Below are 16,118 nucleotides of genomic sequence, written 5' to 3'. Positions count from 1 at the left end.
AATTTCTTCGATTTAGCCAGTGGTGCGGCGCATTAATTCTTCTAGTGGGCCGCGTTTGAAATTCAGATTCCACATCGTCACATAAATTATTGAAGCAGCTACGAAAAGTGCGGCGGCGTTTAGTGGCACCAACGAGCTGGTCGCACTGATTAGACCCATCATTTCAATTATGCCCATACCGATTAAGATGTGTGCGAAGTAAAGCGTGAGTGTTTGTTGACCCGTTTTACACAGCGTTTTGATTGCTGGATTTTGATAAATGGTGGGCGGCAGCAGCAGGCAAAGACCAACAACAAGCGACGCTGCACTCATGCCGTTGAGCATGTAAAATGGTCCGGGGGGAATAGGTGATGTTCCCAAAATTGTGGCAGCATCCGTGCCGATTAGTGGTGCTGCAAAAGCAATACTCGTTTCACTGATAATTGGTGTGATGATACTGCCAACTATGCCTATGGCCGCGATACGAATGGCAATGCCGCGCTTTGCTAGGTCAAGTTTGGATAAGAAAATGCCGAAAGTGAAAAAGCCTAGCCATGGAACGATTGGGTGCCAGCCGTTAAACGTTAGGTTTCTTAAAAATCCTTCGGGCGTCCAAAGCCCTGAATAGCTGAGATTATTCCAATCCCAGCCGGTGTCGTAGTTGCTGATTAAGATTAGGAACGGAAACGCTAGAACTATGCCGCCGGTTAGAAAAAGGAGTTGGTATTTGTCCAGAGGCAGAAACCAGATGCCGAGCGCAAAGTAGAACGCGTAATAGTGGATTATGTCTGCTTCAAAGATCGACATGTTGACCAAGCCGATTGCCAGTAAGAACAGCGAGCGTTTAAGCATGGTGATGCGAAAACCCTGTGTTTCAACACGCTGGAAGGCCAAACCAACGCCAATTCCGGCAAGCACCACAAAAGTTGCTGCGGCCTTGCCTTCAAACAGGACCAATATGGTTTCGAGCCAGTTTGGTGTTTGCAAGGATTGATCGCGCATTACCATCTGGAAGTTGACAATGACCATGCCAAAAAACGCAAAAAAGCGTGCCAAATCTAGCCCAAATAATCGCTCATGTTTCACTTTGATATCTGCCCATAATTATTAGAACGATCATTCTAATATATAGGTGATTCTGTTTGTTTCAAGACAATGTGCGTGTGTGAGGGCAGCATTTGTTGAGGGACACAGTTAAGGGTCATACCTGTTAGTCGGTGACAAAAGTGAGAACAAATGTGGAATAAATTGAACTATTGCATATTTTTCAATACCTTATTCGTATTGACAAAATGAACAGAATATGAGAACAAATATAGTACAAACTTTTAAAATAGATTCACCCGACGGATTGCATGACGGCGTTGGTTTTGGAATAAGGAGAAGGTAATGGCTAATTCTCAACTTCGCGTGGTCGAGGGGGGTTCTATGGATAAGAACAAAGCGTTGGAAGCTGCACTATCGCAGATCGAACGCAATTTTGGTAAGGGCTCGATCATGAAGCTGGGGGAGAACTCAGCTGTTGAGGTTGAGTCTGTTCCGACTGGCTCACTCGGACTTGATATTGCTTTGGGTATTGGCGGTTTGCCGCGTGGCAGAATTGTTGAAGTTTTCGGCCCTGAAAGCTCTGGTAAAACCACGTTGACGTTGCATGCCATCGCCGAAGCTCAGAAGGCTGGCGGCATTTGTGCTTTTGTTGATGCTGAGCATGCATTGGACCCTGTATATGCCCGCAAACTAGGTGTTAGCGTTGATGATTTGCTGATTTCTCAGCCGGACACCGGCGAGCAGGCATTGGAGATTTGCGATACACTTGTTCGAAGCGGTGCACTTGATCTCTTGGTGGTCGACTCTGTTGCGGCATTGACGCCCAAAGCTGAACTTGAAGGCGAAATGGGTGATTCATTGCCCGGCCTACAAGCTCGCTTGATGAGCCAAGCAATGCGTAAGCTGACCGCATCGATCTCGCGGTCTAAAACGATGGTGATCTTCATCAACCAAATTCGTATGAAGATTGGTGTGATGTTTGGTTCGCCTGAAACCACCACTGGTGGTAATGCGCTGAAGTTCTACTCCTCTGTTCGTCTTGATATTCGCCGCATCGGTGCGATCAAAGATCGTGACGAAGTCGTTGGAAACCAGACGCGCGTGAAGGTGGTGAAGAACAAATTGGCACCTCCATTCCGTCAAGTTGAGTTTGACATTATGTATGGCGAGGGTATCTCCAAAACTGGAGAGCTGCTTGACTTAGGCGTTAAGGCTGGAATTGTTGAAAAATCGGGTTCTTGGTTCTCATATAATAGCGAACGTTTAGGCCAGGGACGTGAGAACTCACGCCAATTCCTCAAAGATAATCCGCATATTGCCTTTGAAATTGAAGCAGGTGTGCGGGAAAGCGCCGGCTTAAGCACGGATAATATGATCGAGCCGCCTGCAATTACAGAAGTTGACGCTCAGTTGATTGAAAGTGACCCTGAGTAGGGTTTGATACTGCCGGTCGATCCTCACATTGGCCGTAAAATGCTCCATGCTCATAAAAAGAAGCGCTGGCAATTGCTGGCGCTTTTTTTGTGTGCAAATGGCAGATATGTACACTCAACTAGACAGGGGGCACTACGCAAGGTAAAACCAGCAAAAATGTCAATTGCTCCGCATAGTTGGGGCCATCAACCTATCCGGTAAGGCTTTATGAGTAGCGTCAACCAAATCCGCTCAAAATTCATCGACTATTTCTCAAAAAATGGTCACGAGGTGGTCGCGTCAGGTCCCTTGGTGCCGCAAAATGACCCTACCTTGATGTTCACAAACTCAGGCATGGTGCCGTTTAAAAACGTGTTCACTGGACTAGAGAAACGTGACTACACGCGTGCGACGTCAGCACAAAAATGTGTACGCGCTGGTGGTAAGCATAATGACTTGGATAATGTAGGCTTTACTGCGCGTCACCACACATTCTTTGAAATGTTGGGCAATTTCTCGTTTGGCGATTATTTCAAAGAAAATGCTATCGAATTGGCGTGGAACCTGATCACCAAAGAATATGGTCTTCCAATTGAGAAACTGTTGGTGACCGTTTATGCCGAGGACGACGAGGCATATGACCTTTGGAAAAAGATTGCTGGCATTGGTGACGACAAGATCATTCGCATTGCAACTTCTGACAATTTTTGGTCGATGGGTGACACTGGTCCTTGTGGTCCTTCCTCAGAAATATTTTACGACCATGGGGATCACATTTGGGGTGGTCCTCCAGGATCTGCGGAAGAAGATGGCGACCGTTTTATCGAGATCTGGAATTTGGTGTTCATGCAATATGAACAGCACGCGAATGGTGAGCGAACCAATCTCCCTAATCCTTCGATCGATACGGGCATGGGGTTGGAGCGCTTTGCAGCATTGTTGCAAGGCACGCACGACAATTATGAAACCGACATGTTCAAGAAATTGATCGGTGATATCGCCAACGCAACCAACACTGATATTGGTGACAAAGGCGATCAGAGTCGTCGCGTGATTGCAGATCACCTGCGTTCAATGTCATTTTTGATTGCGGAAGGTGTTTTGCCATCGAACGAAGGTCGTGGATATGTTCTGCGCCGCATTATGCGTCGTGCGATGCGCCACGCCACTTTGTTGGGCACGGACAAACCCGTCATTCACTCTGTTGTCCCGACATTGGTTCGAGAGATGGGACAAGCCTATCCAGAACTTGTGCATGGTGAACAGATGATTTCGGAAACTGTTCGTTTGGAAGAGGAGCGTTTCCTCAAAACACTGAGCCGTGGACTTTCTATTCTAGAGGAAGAAAGCGCGGACCTTAGTGAAGGTGATGTGCTTGATGGCAGCACGGCGTTTAAACTCTATGATACCTATGGTTTTCCACTTGATTTGACCCAAGATGCATTGCGTCAACGTGGTGTTGAGGTTGATCAAAAGGGCTTTGACGCTGCAATGGAAGCGCAAAAAGCAGAAGCGCGTGCAAATTGGAGCGGTTCGGGTGATGCGGCCAATGAAGCAATTTGGTTTGCAATTGCTGACAAAGCTGGCGCAACGGAGTTTCTCGGGTATGAGCATGAACGTGCCGAAGGCGTTGTAACCGCTATTGTGAAGGATGGGGCGGAAGTTGACATCCTAAATGAAGGTGAAGACGGTTTTATCGTACTCAATCAAACACCTTTTTACGCCGAGAGTGGCGGTCAAGTTGGCGACCACGGTGTTGCCCAAGGTGAGGGCAGTCAGGTTGCAATTAGCAATGTTACCAAACATGTCGGAAAGGTATTTGCGCATGCGGCTAACGTAACAGCCGGCACTGTGAAGGTTGGTCAGCCGCTTGATATGAAGGTCGACCGAGAACGTCGCGCTGCAATTCGTGCGAACCACTCGGCAACCCACTTGCTGCACGAAGCGCTCAGAGAAACATTGGGTGCACATGTCGCGCAAAAGGGATCTCTGGTCGCACCAGATCGTTTGCGTTTTGACTTTTCGCACACAAAAGCTGTTAGCGACGAAGAAATTGCCAACATTGAACGGATGGCCAACGCGATCATTTTGCAAAACTCTCCAGTTGAAACGCGCTTGATGGGTGTTGAAGACGCCAAGGAAGCGGGCGCAATGGCATTGTTTGGTGAGAAATACGGTGAGGAAGTGCGCGTCGTATCTATGGGCACGGCGCTCGAGGGCGACAAAGCTGGCAAAACCTATTCGATGGAACTTTGTGGCGGCACGCATGTGCGCAGCACCGGCGAAATTGGTTTGGTAAAAGTTGTTGGCGAGAGTGCGGTGGCATCTGGTGTGCGGCGCTTAGAAGCGCTTACCGCTGATGGCGCTCGTGCGTACTTGGATGAACAAGACAGAACCGTAAAGGCCATTGCTGACCGCTTGAAAGTTGCCCCGCGCGATGCGGCGACTCGCGTCGAGGCACTAATCGACGAGCGCAAGCAACTTGAAAAGCAACTGAGCGAAGCTCGCCAAAAACTGGCGATGGGCGGCGGCGCATCCGGTGAAAGTGGACCAGAGGAAATTGCTGGCATTTCATTTGTTGGTCGTGTTGCTGAGGGCATCCCGACCCGCGAATTGCGTGGGCTAGTTGATCAAGGCAAAGCGCAAATCAAATCAGGTATTGTTGCGATTGCTGGTGTATCTGAGGATGGAAAAGCGGGTATTGCTGTCGGCGTCACAGATGACTTGAAGGAAAAATTCAGCGCTGTGGACTTCGTGCGCGTTGGTGTTGAAGCCGTTGGCGGCAAAGGTGGCGGCGGTCGCCCAGACATGGCGCAGGGTGGTGGCCCTGACGGTGCGAAAGCAAATGCCGCTATTGAGGCCATTCGCGCCGCAATAGCGGGCTAATTGCTCCGTTTTAGATGTGGGCCGATCAATTCAATGCGGTTGGTCCACACATAGCCATCAAAATCTGTTGGGATCATTGAAGTTTGTTCTAGTGTGTCAATACCGGTTGACCCTGGATCATCCAATCCCATGGGCCCGAGAAGTATGATTTTTGATCCCGCGTCAACCATGCGTTGTTGAAATCGGTTGGGCCATCCCCACAGAGCCCAGGAATAGTTTGCGGGAATGGCCACGAGCCGGTTTTTGCACGGCTCTGGCACAATGCCAGTCCAGCCAACTGCCAAATACTCAATGAGACATTTTTTTGTTTGCGGTTTAGTGTAGCCAAGCCATCCGGGACGTGCCGCTAAAACGTGTTCGGTCGGTCGAGCCCCTCCATAGACTGCAAAGATTTGGTTCTCGACCTGAGTGTTTTCCTTGAGGAAACGCATGAAGGCTGGTCCTTCAGCAGGGTCGTCGCTCTTGAAATTAATGAGGAATTTCTTGCCCGGAATTTTGCGCATGAAGTCCGCTAATTCGGGCATCTCGCCCACATATTTGCCACGCAATGGAAATGTCTCTCCGTTGTCAGCTGTATAACCATGGCCGATATCAAGAGACTGAAGTTCTGCGAGCGATTGTTTGCGTGTGACGCCGGTTCCATTTGTTCGGCAATCTAGTGTCCAATCATGGAATACAACGAAATGACCGTCAGTGGTTGGATGTATGTCAATTTCAACCACATCGGCGCCGGCGTTAAATGCTGCACGCGTTGAATCCGGCGTGTTTTCAATTAGGTCATGTCTGGGGTTGTCGATCCGCGTGGCAGTACAGGTTTGATTTGTCAGGTCTTGCCGATGAAAAGTTTGATGGACACCGCGGTGACTGAGCAGCTTGGCTTGTGCCTTGGGAGGTGGCGTGGCCAAGAGTGAGCTATTCCACGCCCAGATTGCACCGACAATCGTCAAAGGAATCCAGTATCGTTTTTTCACTTCGCCCTCCCAACTCTATCAGAGTGGATAAAGTTGGAAGGTGTCAGCTTTGAGGCGATCTAGTTTCGTGCGATTGCCTAACGGAAAATGTTGACTTTGCCGCCAGAGCCTTCTTCGATTTCAGTCGTTTTTGGGGTGCCATGGATGTTGGCAGTGCCGCCGGACCACGCTTCAGCCTTCACTTTTTCGGAAATGGAAACGTCGACATCTGCGCCACTCGCGGCCTCAACACGACCGTCTTCACAAACAAGATCCTTGGCCCAAATATCTGCACCTGAAGAAGCGTCGGCGACTACCATGTCGCAAGTGCCGGTTACCGTCAGGTTTGCGCCAGTTGTTGCATCAACAGATAAGTTCCCAGCCGTTATGTCGCTGACGATCAAGTCGGCACCAGTTGAAACTTCGAGGTGCAACTTTTCGGAATTAAAGGCGCCTATGCGCAAATCAGCGCCTGTCGAAGCTTCGGCGCTCTCCAAGTTTGGCATTAACACATTTATTTGCACTCGGTCTGTCCAATTGTTCATCCAATCGAGAAGGCCTGTGATTCCCCAGTCAGTTTTGCGCTTGATGATGAGATGGTCACCGTCTTGGATGATTTCTAGCTTGTCCAAAAGGTCGGACTTGTCGGCAATTGCTTCGACAACAAATTCGTCACTTGGCTGAACTGAAACGTTCAGTCCTTCTTGCGCTTCAACTTTGTTGAATGATGAAAACTCATAGTTTTTCGTTGTATCGGCATATGCGGTTGAAAGCCCAAGGGCAAACAATGGAATAGATGCTGTGGCAATAAGTTTTTTGCGGGTCACTGTTTGGCTCCATCAAGAATGTATGTCTCATATGGCCATTGCCTGCATGCCTTAAAGGGCAGGAAGTGCAAAAAATGAACAATTCGGGCCTTGAAAATGCTGCGGGGCAAATTACCGCAGTCAAACCTCGCAACCAGATTTTTTACCGTTTTGGTCTAATTTCGTTTTGATGTTTGAAAGGCGGATGGCCATGGAACGAGCGAGAATGGAGCGGCTTCGGCGCAGATGGTTTGAGATTTTGGAACCCTCAGCGGGCGGCGATAAAGCGTCGTTGATAAGCGATGTGGTGTTGGTAACGCTGATTTTTCTGAACACATTTGCATTCGTATTGGGGACGGTGGACGGCTTTAAAGAAGACTATGCTGTTCAGCTTGATATCATTCTTTATGTGTCAATTATTGTCTTCTCAATAGAGTATTTGCTGCGGCTGTGGGTCTGTGTTGAACACCCTTTGCGCCGTGATGGTCACCCGGTTTGGGCACGTGTCCAATACATGTTTACGCCGCTTGCGTTGGTCGACTTGATTGCAATCTTGCCATTCTACATTGGTCCAGGTAGCTCCGTCGATTTGCGCATTTTACGTGTTTTGTCGATGCTCAGGTTCCTGCGAATTGCGCGCTATTCTTCAGCTTTTCAATTGTTTGGCCGTGTCGTGCACCGAGAGGGGCGTTCTTTGATGGGCGTTCTACTCATATTGGTTGCTTTGGTGCTGATTGCCGCTTCGGGGATGTATGCCATTGAGGGGAACGTGCAGCCCGAGAATTTCGGCGACATTCCCTCTGCAATGTGGTGGGCGTTGGCGACCTTGACGACAATCGGCTATGGCGATGTGGTTCCTGTGACGGCACTGGGGCGATGGTTTGCGGGGCTAATCATGATTTTTGGCGTTGGAGTTTTTGCTCTTCCCATCGGCATTCTTTCCAATGGCTTTGCGATGGAGGTAAACCAACGCAATTTCGTTGTGACCTGGAATATGATCTCGAAAGTCGATTTGTTTGCAAAGCTAGATGCCGGCGAAATAGCCGAAATTATGGAGTTGCTTAAATCACGACATTTGCCCAAAGGCACAACTATTGTGCGCGAAGGGGATGTAACCGACGCGATGTATTTTGTCGTCACGGGCGAGGTGGTTGTGGAAACTGGCGGGCAGTCGCTGCGGCTGGGGCCGGGCGAGCATTTTGGTGAGACAGCATTGTTGGCGCAGGACTTGAACATGCTTTCAGCAAAAACAGCGACCGTGTGTGACCTGCTGGAACTTGACGCGCAGGACTTCAATTATTTGCTGATGCACAATGCGCATTTGGAAGAAGACTTCCGTAAAATTGCGAAAGAGCGACTTAAAGCAAAGTAGTAGTTCATTCGACCGTCTTGTGCTCATTATGTATAAACGGCTCTTGCTTTTCACCCGTAGCGGCATCAGCGGTGTGCTGGTGGTAGAGCATGTAATCGGCCGGCAAGATGTCGCCTTTGATGGCTGAATCAACGAATATATGTCTGGTGTTTTCTGGGTTGCGAGCAAACCAATTGGGGTCATCAAATGTGCCGCCAAACACCCCGAGGGCTTCTGGGAAACGCTCAAAAGTTTGGAACAGTTTTGTCCCGCAATTTGCGCAGAAGTTTACATATAGCGCTAGGGCGCTGCGATCGGAAATATGCGTGTAAACCTTGGTCTCACCTGCAGTTACACTGAAGTCGCCAACGTAAAAAATTGGTTCCAATAGGTATGCAGAACCCGTTGAGCGCTGGCACATTTTGCAATGGCAGATCGTTGTGTGAATTGGTGGTGCGGACACGTCGTAGGTTACTCCGCCGCATAAACAACGGCCCGACTGCTTTATGTTAGTCATAGTTCCTCCAACAAAAAACCGCCCGCACTAGGTGCGGACGGTCAAAATCTTACAGCGATTAAAGCTGACTAGCCAGCAGACATGGCCTTTTGAAGGTTTTCGTCAATTGCTTCAAGGAAGCCAATTGTTGAAAGCCATTCTTGCTCTGGGCCAACAAGCAGTGCCAAATCTTTTGTCATGCCGCCGCTTTCGATTGTGTTGATCACAGTCTCTTCAAGCGTTTTGGCGAACTTTGCCAACTCAGCATTGTCGTCCAGCTTCGCACGGTGAGCCAAGCCACGTGTCCAAGCAAAGATTGAAGCTGTTGAGTTGGTTGAAGTTGCTTCACCTTTTTGGTGCTGACGGTAGTGACGGGTCACTGTGCCGTGTGCTGCTTCTGATTCAACTGTTTTGCCGTCTGGTGACATCAGAACCGAAGTCATTAGACCCAATGAACCAAAGCCCTGCGCAACGATGTCTGACTGAACGTCGCCATCATAGTTCTTACAAGCCCAAACATAGCCGCCAGACCATTTAAGAGCTGATGCAACCATGTCGTCGATCAAGCGGTGTTCGTACCAAATTTTCTTTTCTGCATATGCGTCAGCAAATTCGTTATCAAACACTTCTTGGAACAAGTCTTTGAACTGGCCGTCATAGGCCTTCAAAATTGTGTTCTTTGTGGACAGGTAGCAAGGCACGCCGCGCTGCAAAGCGTAGTTCATTGATGCGCGTGCGAAATCGCGAATTGAATCATCCAAGTTGTACATTGCCATGGCAACGCCTGAGCTTGGTGCATCAAACACTTCGTGCTCGATTTCTTTGCCATCTTCGCCAACGAATTTAACTGTCAGCTTGCCTTTGCCTGGGAAGCGGAAGTCGGTTGCGCGATATTGGTCACCGAATGCGTGACGGCCAACGATGATCGGCTGCGTCCAACCTGGAACCAAACGCGGTACGTTGCGGCAGATGATTGGCTCGCGGAAGATAACGCCACCAAGAATGTTACGGATTGTGCCGTTTGGTGAGCGGTACATGCGCTTCAGGCCAAACTCTTCAACACGATCTTCATCAGGTGTGATGGTTGCGCATTTTACGCCAACGCCGTGCTTTTTGATCGCGTTTGCAGCGTCCACGGTGATTTGGTCATCAGTCGCATCGCGCGCTTCGATTCCAAGATCGTAATAGTGCAGGTCCACGTCCAAATATGGGTGGATGAGTTTGTCTTTAATGAACTGCCAGATGATACGTGTCATCTCATCGCCGTCGAGTTCGACGATTGGGTTCGTTACCTTGATTTTGCTCATGGGATACTCCGCATAGCGTTGGTTAAACGGGGAGACCTGTTTGTGGGGGACAGGCATTCCGCTGCCCTATAGCACTGTAATCAAAAAACGCAAAGTGCTGGGGTCAAATTGGCGCCATTGGCTTGTGCAGAAACAATATTTCTTGACATTGTGTAGATACACAGTAGTGATTGGAGCATGGAATCTGAAATCGAAAAGTGTTTGTTGCGGAATACGCGAGCCGCTGCAAGGGTAATGACGCGTCGCTTCGCTGAGCATATGCGTGAGTTTGATGTTTCTACCGAGCAGTTTTCATTGCTCGCATCCCTTGTGGGCACCGACCACAATTCAGTTTCGGCATTGGCCGAGTTTCTTGCAATTGAACGCACTACCTTGACGCGCAATTTAGCACTACTTGAAAAAAAGGGATTGGTGAAACTTGTTGCTGCAAGGAAGGGCAATGCGCGTACTGTGCAATTAACGCCCAGTGGCCGGCAATTGATGACAGATATGACACCCGCTTGGCGTCAAGCGCAAAATATGGCGTTTAAACGTGTTACGCGTGAGGAAGTGGATCAAGCTTTGGATGTCCTTAGACGTATAACAGCTGAACTAAGTCGCGCTGAAAGCTCATAATGCTCGCTGTTCCAAAATCTGTTTGTCCTATTGGTGTGTATATACACGAAAGTTGGGTGAAATCAGTGTGTTAGTTACCACCTCGGGTTGGGAATATCGCGCGCCAAGCTGTGTAAATACACGGTGCTAGATGACTTGTCGGCGAACAAAAAGAGATTGAACTGAAAGAGAAAGCAAATGGATTTTAGAGATTTAAAGCAAGACCCAATTGTGGTGACAGGAATGGGCGCGGTAAGCCCACTTGGCGTCGGCGTTCAGGTGAATTGGGATAGATTGTTGGGCGGCAAAAGTGGTGTTGTTGCCCACAACCGTTTTGATACAACTGAGTTTGCTGCAAAGATTGCCGGTGTGGTGCCCACAAAAGAAGACGATGAGTTTGGGTTTGCAGCCGATGATCACATTGCGCCAAAAGACATCAAGAAGATGGATTTATTTATCCAATATGGCATTGCAGCTGCCAACGAGGCACTAAGCCAAGCTGGATGGGCGCCTGCAACTGATCAGGAAAAAGAGCGAAGCGCCACCATTATTGCCACTGGTGTTGGCGGTTTTCCTGCAATGACCGCCGCAACTCGCACGATCGATAGCCGGGGCCCTAGGCGCTTGTCACCTTTTGTGGTGCCTTCTTTCTTGGCCAATTTGGCCGCAGGTCACATTTCAATTCTGCACCAACTCAAAGGACCAATTGGTGCTCCCGTCACTGCCTGCGCGGCATCGGCTCAAGCAATTGGTGACGGCATGCGCCTCATTATGACGGGCGAGGCGGACGTGGCGATATGTGGGGGCGCGGAAGCCTGTGTTGACCCCGTATCTATCGGTGGGTTTGCGGCTGCGCGCGCCTTGGCTACTGACTTCAACGATACGCCAGAAACCGCATCCCGCCCATTTGATAAGAAACATGCTGGTTTCGTTTTGTCCGAAGGTGCGGCTGTATTGGTGATTGAACGATTAAGCCATGCACAAAAGCGCGGTGCAGAACCACTTGCAGTCCTATCCGGCTATGGAACTTCCGGCGATGCATTTCATTTGACGGCGTCAGCGCCAGACGGTGAAGGTGGTCAGCGCGCGATGCGTCAAGCATTGCGAATGGCAGAGCTGGCGCCGTCAGATATCAGTTATATTAATGCGCACAGTACTTCGACGCCGGTGGGCGATGCAGCCGAAATCGCGGGCATATCTGCGGTGTTTGAGGGGCGGGGCAAGGATTTGCCGGTCACTTCAACCAAGTCCTCGGTTGGGCACTTGCTTGGCGCTGCGGGCGCAATTGAAGCGGTCTATTCGATAATGGCCCTGCGCAACAATATCGTGCCAGCGGGGCTTAACATTGAGGACCCTGAACCTGAAGCGGACAAGTTCGAGCTTGTCGCGAACAAGCCAAGGGAATGGGACATCAAACATGTCTTGTCCAATGGTTTTGGATTTGGCGGCGTAAATGCGTCGTTGATCTTTAGCGCCGTTTAGCTGGCTTTGTTCAGCGGTTGGTCTTTAGCGTCTTGGCGGGAGAGGCGCTCTTTCGCCAAAATGCTGGACGCATCAAGCGAGGCTATATCCGCGTCTTTGTCGGTTGGGATATCGCCTGTGAGTTGCAATGCAAGATATCGACCGCAGCAAACCCGCAAGAATGACGCAAAATTATCTGGATCGTGGCCCGCTTCTGTTGTCTCTAAGAATAGGCGTGTAACCAGTTGGCCAACAGAAAGGCCGTCTCTTGCCCCGATTTCGGTGAGCACTTGCCAGTAAAACTCTTCCAAACGCACGCTGGTGGCCATGCCATCAATGCGCATTGACCGTGTTTGGTTTTCCCAAAGGCCTGTATCAGCACCGACAAAGAGTTGGCACATTTTTTCCTCCCAATTCTGCGCGGAAAAACCGCGCAGAATCTAATTCAGCAAAAATCGCATCTGTTGGCAAATCAGTTATGAGTAATCTGAGTGCCAAGAACAGCGAGGAACTGTGCGATCCATGTTGGATGGGCAGGCCAAGCAGGTGCCGTGACTAGATTGCCGTCCGTCGCTGCTTCTGTAACTTCGATGTCGGCATAAGTGCCACCGGCAAGTGTCACTTCCGGTGAACATGCGGGATAGGCGGAAACGTTTTTGCCTTTGATCACATTTGCCGCTGCCAAAAGCTGCGCCCCATGGCAAATAGCAGCAATTGGTTTGTTGGCACTTGAGAAATGCTGAACCATCGCAATCACGTCAGCATTTAGGCGCAGATATTCAGGTGCACGCCCACCAGGGATAACCAGCGCATCGTAGTTTTCAACGTTCACGTCTGCGAATGTCTTGTTGAGCGCAAATCTGTGGCCGGGTTTTTCGGTGTATGTTTGATCGCCTTCAAAGTCATGAATTGCTGTTGCAACGCTGTCGCCTGAAGTTTTGTCTGGACAGACGGCATCGACCTCGTGTCCAACTGCCAGCAAGCATTGGTAGGGCACCATAACTTCATAGTCTTCTACAAAGTCGCCAACAATCATCAGAATTTTCTTTGCACCCATCATATCCTCCTCAAGATTGGTGTGAGGAGAAATCTTACCTATCCAATGCGTGGGCGGGTGTTATCCCGCTACTACAGTACTATTTGGCGGGTAGGGCACCAACAAATTCTGTTGCTAAAGCGATCCATGTGGCAAGCGCTTCGTCATCAGTGATCTTGTCGGGATGAACATGAATGAAGCCCTTCATGGTCTTGCCTGTGAAGTCCATGACCCTGGCACCAGGGCGGGAAAGTGCCTCTTCGTATAAGTCGGGCCCTACACGCGCCATCAGTGTGCCATCTTTGTGCGGACCAACGAGCATGTTGCCATTGAGCATAAAGGCGATGCCGCCAAACATTTTCTTTTCGGTGATGTTGGGATCGTCACCGATAATGCTGCGGATGCGTTCTGCCAAGGCTTCGCGTTCTTCAGTCATCTACATAAACTCGTGTTTTTCTATAGTGTCGTCCACAGGGTCCCATTTTGGACGCTGCGAATAATACAAAATAACCTCAGGCTTAAACCACTCTGAATTGTCAAAAGCTCCAACTGATACGCCAAGCGCGCCTGGGGTTTTGGAGTTCTCGGCAAAGAGCCTAGAACCGCATTCAGGACAAAAATGCCGTGTGCGAGTATTTCCCGCATCGGATATAGATTTGTGAGATTTTGTGGTTCCGGATATTTTGACATCTTCGCGACGGAAGAATGCATGTACAACATGGCCGGTTCCTGTGAGCCGGCGACAGGCTTCGCAATGGCATTGTGCCATTCGGACCGGCTCTGCATCCACTTCAAACGTTACTGCACCGCAGTGACATTGGCCGGTTTTTGTCATTTCGTGCGACCTTTCTACTTCTCTTTATATTTCTCAAATTTCGGTAATTCGGGATCAACAATGTCCCAGTCATAATGGGATCGATTGAATATCATTGCGCGTGGTTGATAGTTTTGAGCGTCTTCGCCCAGCATGCTGACTGGCAAAAGCTTGTGCATGGGTACGCGGCCACTTATGCCAAAAATTGGTGTGCCACAATTGGGGCAAAATTTTCGGTCCACGGTGGCACCGCTATCTGCGGTAACTGAAAAAGACTTGGTTTCGCCTTCAATTTCGATATGGTCGTCGCTGAAAAGCGCTAGTGCACTATGTCCAGTGCCAGTGGCTTTTTGACAGTCTTTGCATGCGCACAGCATTGTTGTGCGTGGCTCACCAGAAATTTTGACCGTAACAGCGCCGCAAGCGCATGAAGTTGCACTCAATTCATTCATATGTTCAGCTTGCCGATCATTTTGTTTGGATGCAACTTAAAAACGAATATTGGATAGTTTGTTTATGAAATTGCCATTTGAATTGCCGCTCGAAACTGACCGGTTGATTTTGCGTCTGGCTCGTGAAGATGATGTGGCGGCTTTGATGGAGTACAGCGCCGATCCAGAAGTTTGTCGCTATTTGCCGTATGAACCGCGCGACGAGGACGAAATACGAAAGTCAATGGTTCGACGGCTTGGGTTCACGGAATTCACCCCAGATGGGCACCCACTGTTTTTGCATGTTGAACTTAGGGAAACCGGTGAGATGATTGGCGAATTCTTGTTGTTCTCTAGAGATGTAGAGGCGCGGCAAGGGGAAATCGGTTATGTGCTCAATCCACGTTTTCAAGGCAAGGGGTATGCGAAAGAGGCAGCAATTGCGCTGATGGATGCCGCCTTTAAGACCGCAAACCTTCATCGAATTGAGGCCAAGTGCTCCGCTGCAAATGCGCCCTCATGGGGACTAATGGAAAAGCTTGGCATGCGGCGCGAAGCGCATTTCAAAGAGCAGGCGATCTTTAAAGGTGAGTGGGATGAGCTGCTCATTTACGCAATATTGCAACGCGAATGGCTTGAACTGCACCCTTGATCTTTTTTGCGGTTTGGCCCATTCATCGCCCTCAATTATTGGAGCGATAAATGGCAGGTACCGACAGCACAAAGGGCTTAGAGCTAAAAGCGGGGCCCGCGATTATTTTGTGTGAACCGCAACTTGGCGAAAATATTGGTACAGCGGCGCGTGCCATGGCCAATTTTGGCTTGTGGGATATGCGTATTGTAAACCCACGTGACGGTTGGCCAAGCGACAAAGCTCGGGCAGCCGCGTCAAAGGCGGACCATGTAATCGATCGCGTGCAGGTGTTTGACACGGTAGAAGAGGCAATTGCCGACTTAACCCGCTGCTACGCGACGACGGCTAGATCGCGGGATATGTACAAACCTGTCATTGGTCCGGACGTTGCCGCTGACGAAATGGTTGCGCCGATTAAGAACGGTGAGAAGGTTGGCATTCTGTTTGGTCGTGAGCGCTGGGGCCTCAATAATGATGAGGTTGCGCTGTGCGACAAAATCGTGACGCTTCCGGTTGAGCCCGCATTTGCATCGCTGAATATCGCGCAGGCTGTATTGGTTCTTGCTTACGAATGGCGTCGCGCCTTCAATGGTGCTGACAGTTTGCCATTTGAAGGACCTGAAGAGCAGCCGGCGACGCGCGAAGATTTGGTTGGACTGATGTTGCACCTTGAAGAAGCATTGGATCGAGTGAATTTTTTCAAGACTCCGGGCAAGCGACCATCCATGGTTGCAAACCTGCGGGCAATGTTTGCGCGCGCCAAAATGAACGTACAAGAAGTGCGGACGTTTCGCGGTGTGGTTGCTGCGCTGGATCGGCGTCATGAACGACCAAACCCAAAGCGTGATCAGTCGAAATATAAACAAAAAAAGGACGCCGAGTAGGCGTCCTTCGTTAGAGCTTTTTGAAGTTC

At 49.7% G+C, this 16,118-nt stretch carries 17 protein-coding genes; 7 read left to right on the top strand and 10 right to left on the bottom strand.

The genetic code is table 11. The annotated features are described in order from the left end of the window. Positions 1–12 precede the first annotated feature (12 nt). Positions 13–1,065, bottom strand: a complete 1,053-nt coding sequence (locus QQL65_RS15335; RefSeq protein WP_284365901.1) for a DUF418 domain-containing protein — start codon at positions 1,063–1,065, stop codon at positions 13–15. 303 nt (positions 1,066–1,368) lie between these two features. On the opposite strand from QQL65_RS15335, the gene recA reads away from it, so the two are divergent. After that, positions 1,369–2,460: a recombinase RecA gene (gene recA, locus QQL65_RS15330; RefSeq protein WP_284365899.1), complete on the top strand. Its 1,092-nt coding sequence runs from the start codon at positions 1,369–1,371 to the stop codon at positions 2,458–2,460. 207 nt (positions 2,461–2,667) lie between these two features. Beyond that, a complete protein-coding gene (gene alaS, locus QQL65_RS15325; protein WP_284365898.1) occupies positions 2,668–5,325 on the top strand; it encodes an alanine--tRNA ligase in 2,658 nt (885 codons plus the stop codon). Here the strand turns inward: alaS and QQL65_RS15320 are convergent. Next, the gene (locus QQL65_RS15320) at positions 5,322–6,296 is read right to left on the bottom strand and encodes a glycerophosphodiester phosphodiesterase family protein (protein ID WP_284365896.1); all 975 of its coding nucleotides are present in this window, start codon (positions 6,294–6,296) and stop codon (positions 5,322–5,324) included. The two genes, alaS and QQL65_RS15320, sit on opposite strands and share 4 nt — an antisense overlap. A 77-nt stretch (positions 6,297–6,373) precedes the next feature. Continuing rightward, a complete protein-coding gene (locus QQL65_RS15315; protein WP_284365895.1) occupies positions 6,374–7,102 on the bottom strand; it encodes a head GIN domain-containing protein in 729 nt (242 codons plus the stop codon). 190 nt (positions 7,103–7,292) lie between these two features. Between QQL65_RS15315 and QQL65_RS15310 the strand changes: the two genes are divergently transcribed. After that, positions 7,293–8,453 carry a cyclic nucleotide-gated ion channel gene (locus QQL65_RS15310; RefSeq protein ID WP_284365894.1) on the top strand — a complete coding sequence of 387 codons (1,161 nt, stop codon included), beginning with the start codon at positions 7,293–7,295 and terminating at the stop codon, positions 8,451–8,453. 4 nt (positions 8,454–8,457) lie between these two features. On the opposite strand, the gene QQL65_RS15305 is transcribed toward QQL65_RS15310, so the two are convergent. Continuing rightward, positions 8,458–8,949, bottom strand: coding sequence for a GFA family protein (locus QQL65_RS15305; protein ID WP_284365893.1), 492 nt, complete (start codon positions 8,947–8,949; stop codon positions 8,458–8,460). Positions 8,950–9,017: 68 nt separating this feature from the next. Continuing rightward, positions 9,018–10,235, bottom strand: coding sequence for an NADP-dependent isocitrate dehydrogenase (locus tag QQL65_RS15300; protein WP_284365891.1), 1,218 nt, complete (start codon positions 10,233–10,235; stop codon positions 9,018–9,020). Between the two features lie 177 nt (positions 10,236–10,412). On the opposite strand from QQL65_RS15300, the gene QQL65_RS15295 reads away from it, so the two are divergent. Both QQL65_RS15295 and fabF read left to right on the top strand, forming a co-directional pair. Beyond that, complete coding sequence (locus QQL65_RS15295) at positions 10,413–10,850, top strand: MarR family winged helix-turn-helix transcriptional regulator (RefSeq protein WP_284365890.1); 438 nt, start codon at positions 10,413–10,415, stop codon at positions 10,848–10,850. Between the two features lie 177 nt (positions 10,851–11,027). Further along, positions 11,028–12,311 (top strand): beta-ketoacyl-ACP synthase II, encoded by a 1,284-nt coding sequence (gene fabF, locus QQL65_RS15290; protein WP_284365888.1) that lies wholly within the window; start codon positions 11,028–11,030, stop codon positions 12,309–12,311. On the opposite strand, the gene QQL65_RS15285 is transcribed toward fabF, so the two are convergent. The 5 genes from QQL65_RS15285 to QQL65_RS15265 form a co-directional block, all read right to left on the bottom strand. After that, positions 12,308–12,691, bottom strand: coding sequence for a ribbon-helix-helix domain-containing protein (locus tag QQL65_RS15285; protein ID WP_284365886.1), 384 nt, complete (start codon positions 12,689–12,691; stop codon positions 12,308–12,310). The genes fabF and QQL65_RS15285 overlap by 4 nt on opposite strands. Positions 12,692–12,762: 71 nt before the next feature. Further along, positions 12,763–13,347, bottom strand: coding sequence for a DJ-1/PfpI family protein (locus tag QQL65_RS15280; RefSeq protein ID WP_284365884.1), 585 nt, complete (start codon positions 13,345–13,347; stop codon positions 12,763–12,765). A gap of 79 nt (positions 13,348–13,426) precedes the next feature. Continuing rightward, entirely contained in the window at positions 13,427–13,762 is a 336-nt protein-coding gene (locus tag QQL65_RS15275; protein ID WP_284365882.1) for a TfoX/Sxy family protein, read from the bottom strand. Then, on the bottom strand, positions 13,763–14,161 hold the full coding sequence (locus tag QQL65_RS15270) for a GFA family protein (protein WP_379863194.1): 399 nt from the start codon (positions 14,159–14,161) through the stop codon (positions 13,763–13,765). Positions 14,162–14,175: 14 nt separating this feature from the next. After that, positions 14,176–14,592 carry a GFA family protein gene (locus QQL65_RS15265; RefSeq protein ID WP_284365880.1) on the bottom strand — a complete coding sequence of 139 codons (417 nt, stop codon included), beginning with the start codon at positions 14,590–14,592 and terminating at the stop codon, positions 14,176–14,178. Positions 14,593–14,656: 64 nt separating this feature from the next. Here QQL65_RS15265 and QQL65_RS15260 point away from each other — a divergent pair, with 64 nt between their 5' ends. Continuing rightward, positions 14,657–15,223: a GNAT family N-acetyltransferase gene (locus QQL65_RS15260; RefSeq protein ID WP_284365878.1), complete on the top strand. Its 567-nt coding sequence runs from the start codon at positions 14,657–14,659 to the stop codon at positions 15,221–15,223. A gap of 50 nt (positions 15,224–15,273) precedes the next feature. Further along, complete coding sequence (locus QQL65_RS15255; protein ID WP_284365876.1) at positions 15,274–16,089, top strand: RNA methyltransferase; 816 nt, start codon at positions 15,274–15,276, stop codon at positions 16,087–16,089. Positions 16,090–16,118 lie beyond the last annotated feature (29 nt).

This window comes from Maritalea porphyrae, assembly GCF_030159895.1.
Classification (GTDB): Bacteria; Pseudomonadota; Alphaproteobacteria; order Rhizobiales; family Devosiaceae; genus Maritalea; species Maritalea porphyrae.
The sequence above is the reverse complement of the archived record's forward strand: the minus strand, read 5'-3'. Positions and strand labels throughout refer to the sequence as shown.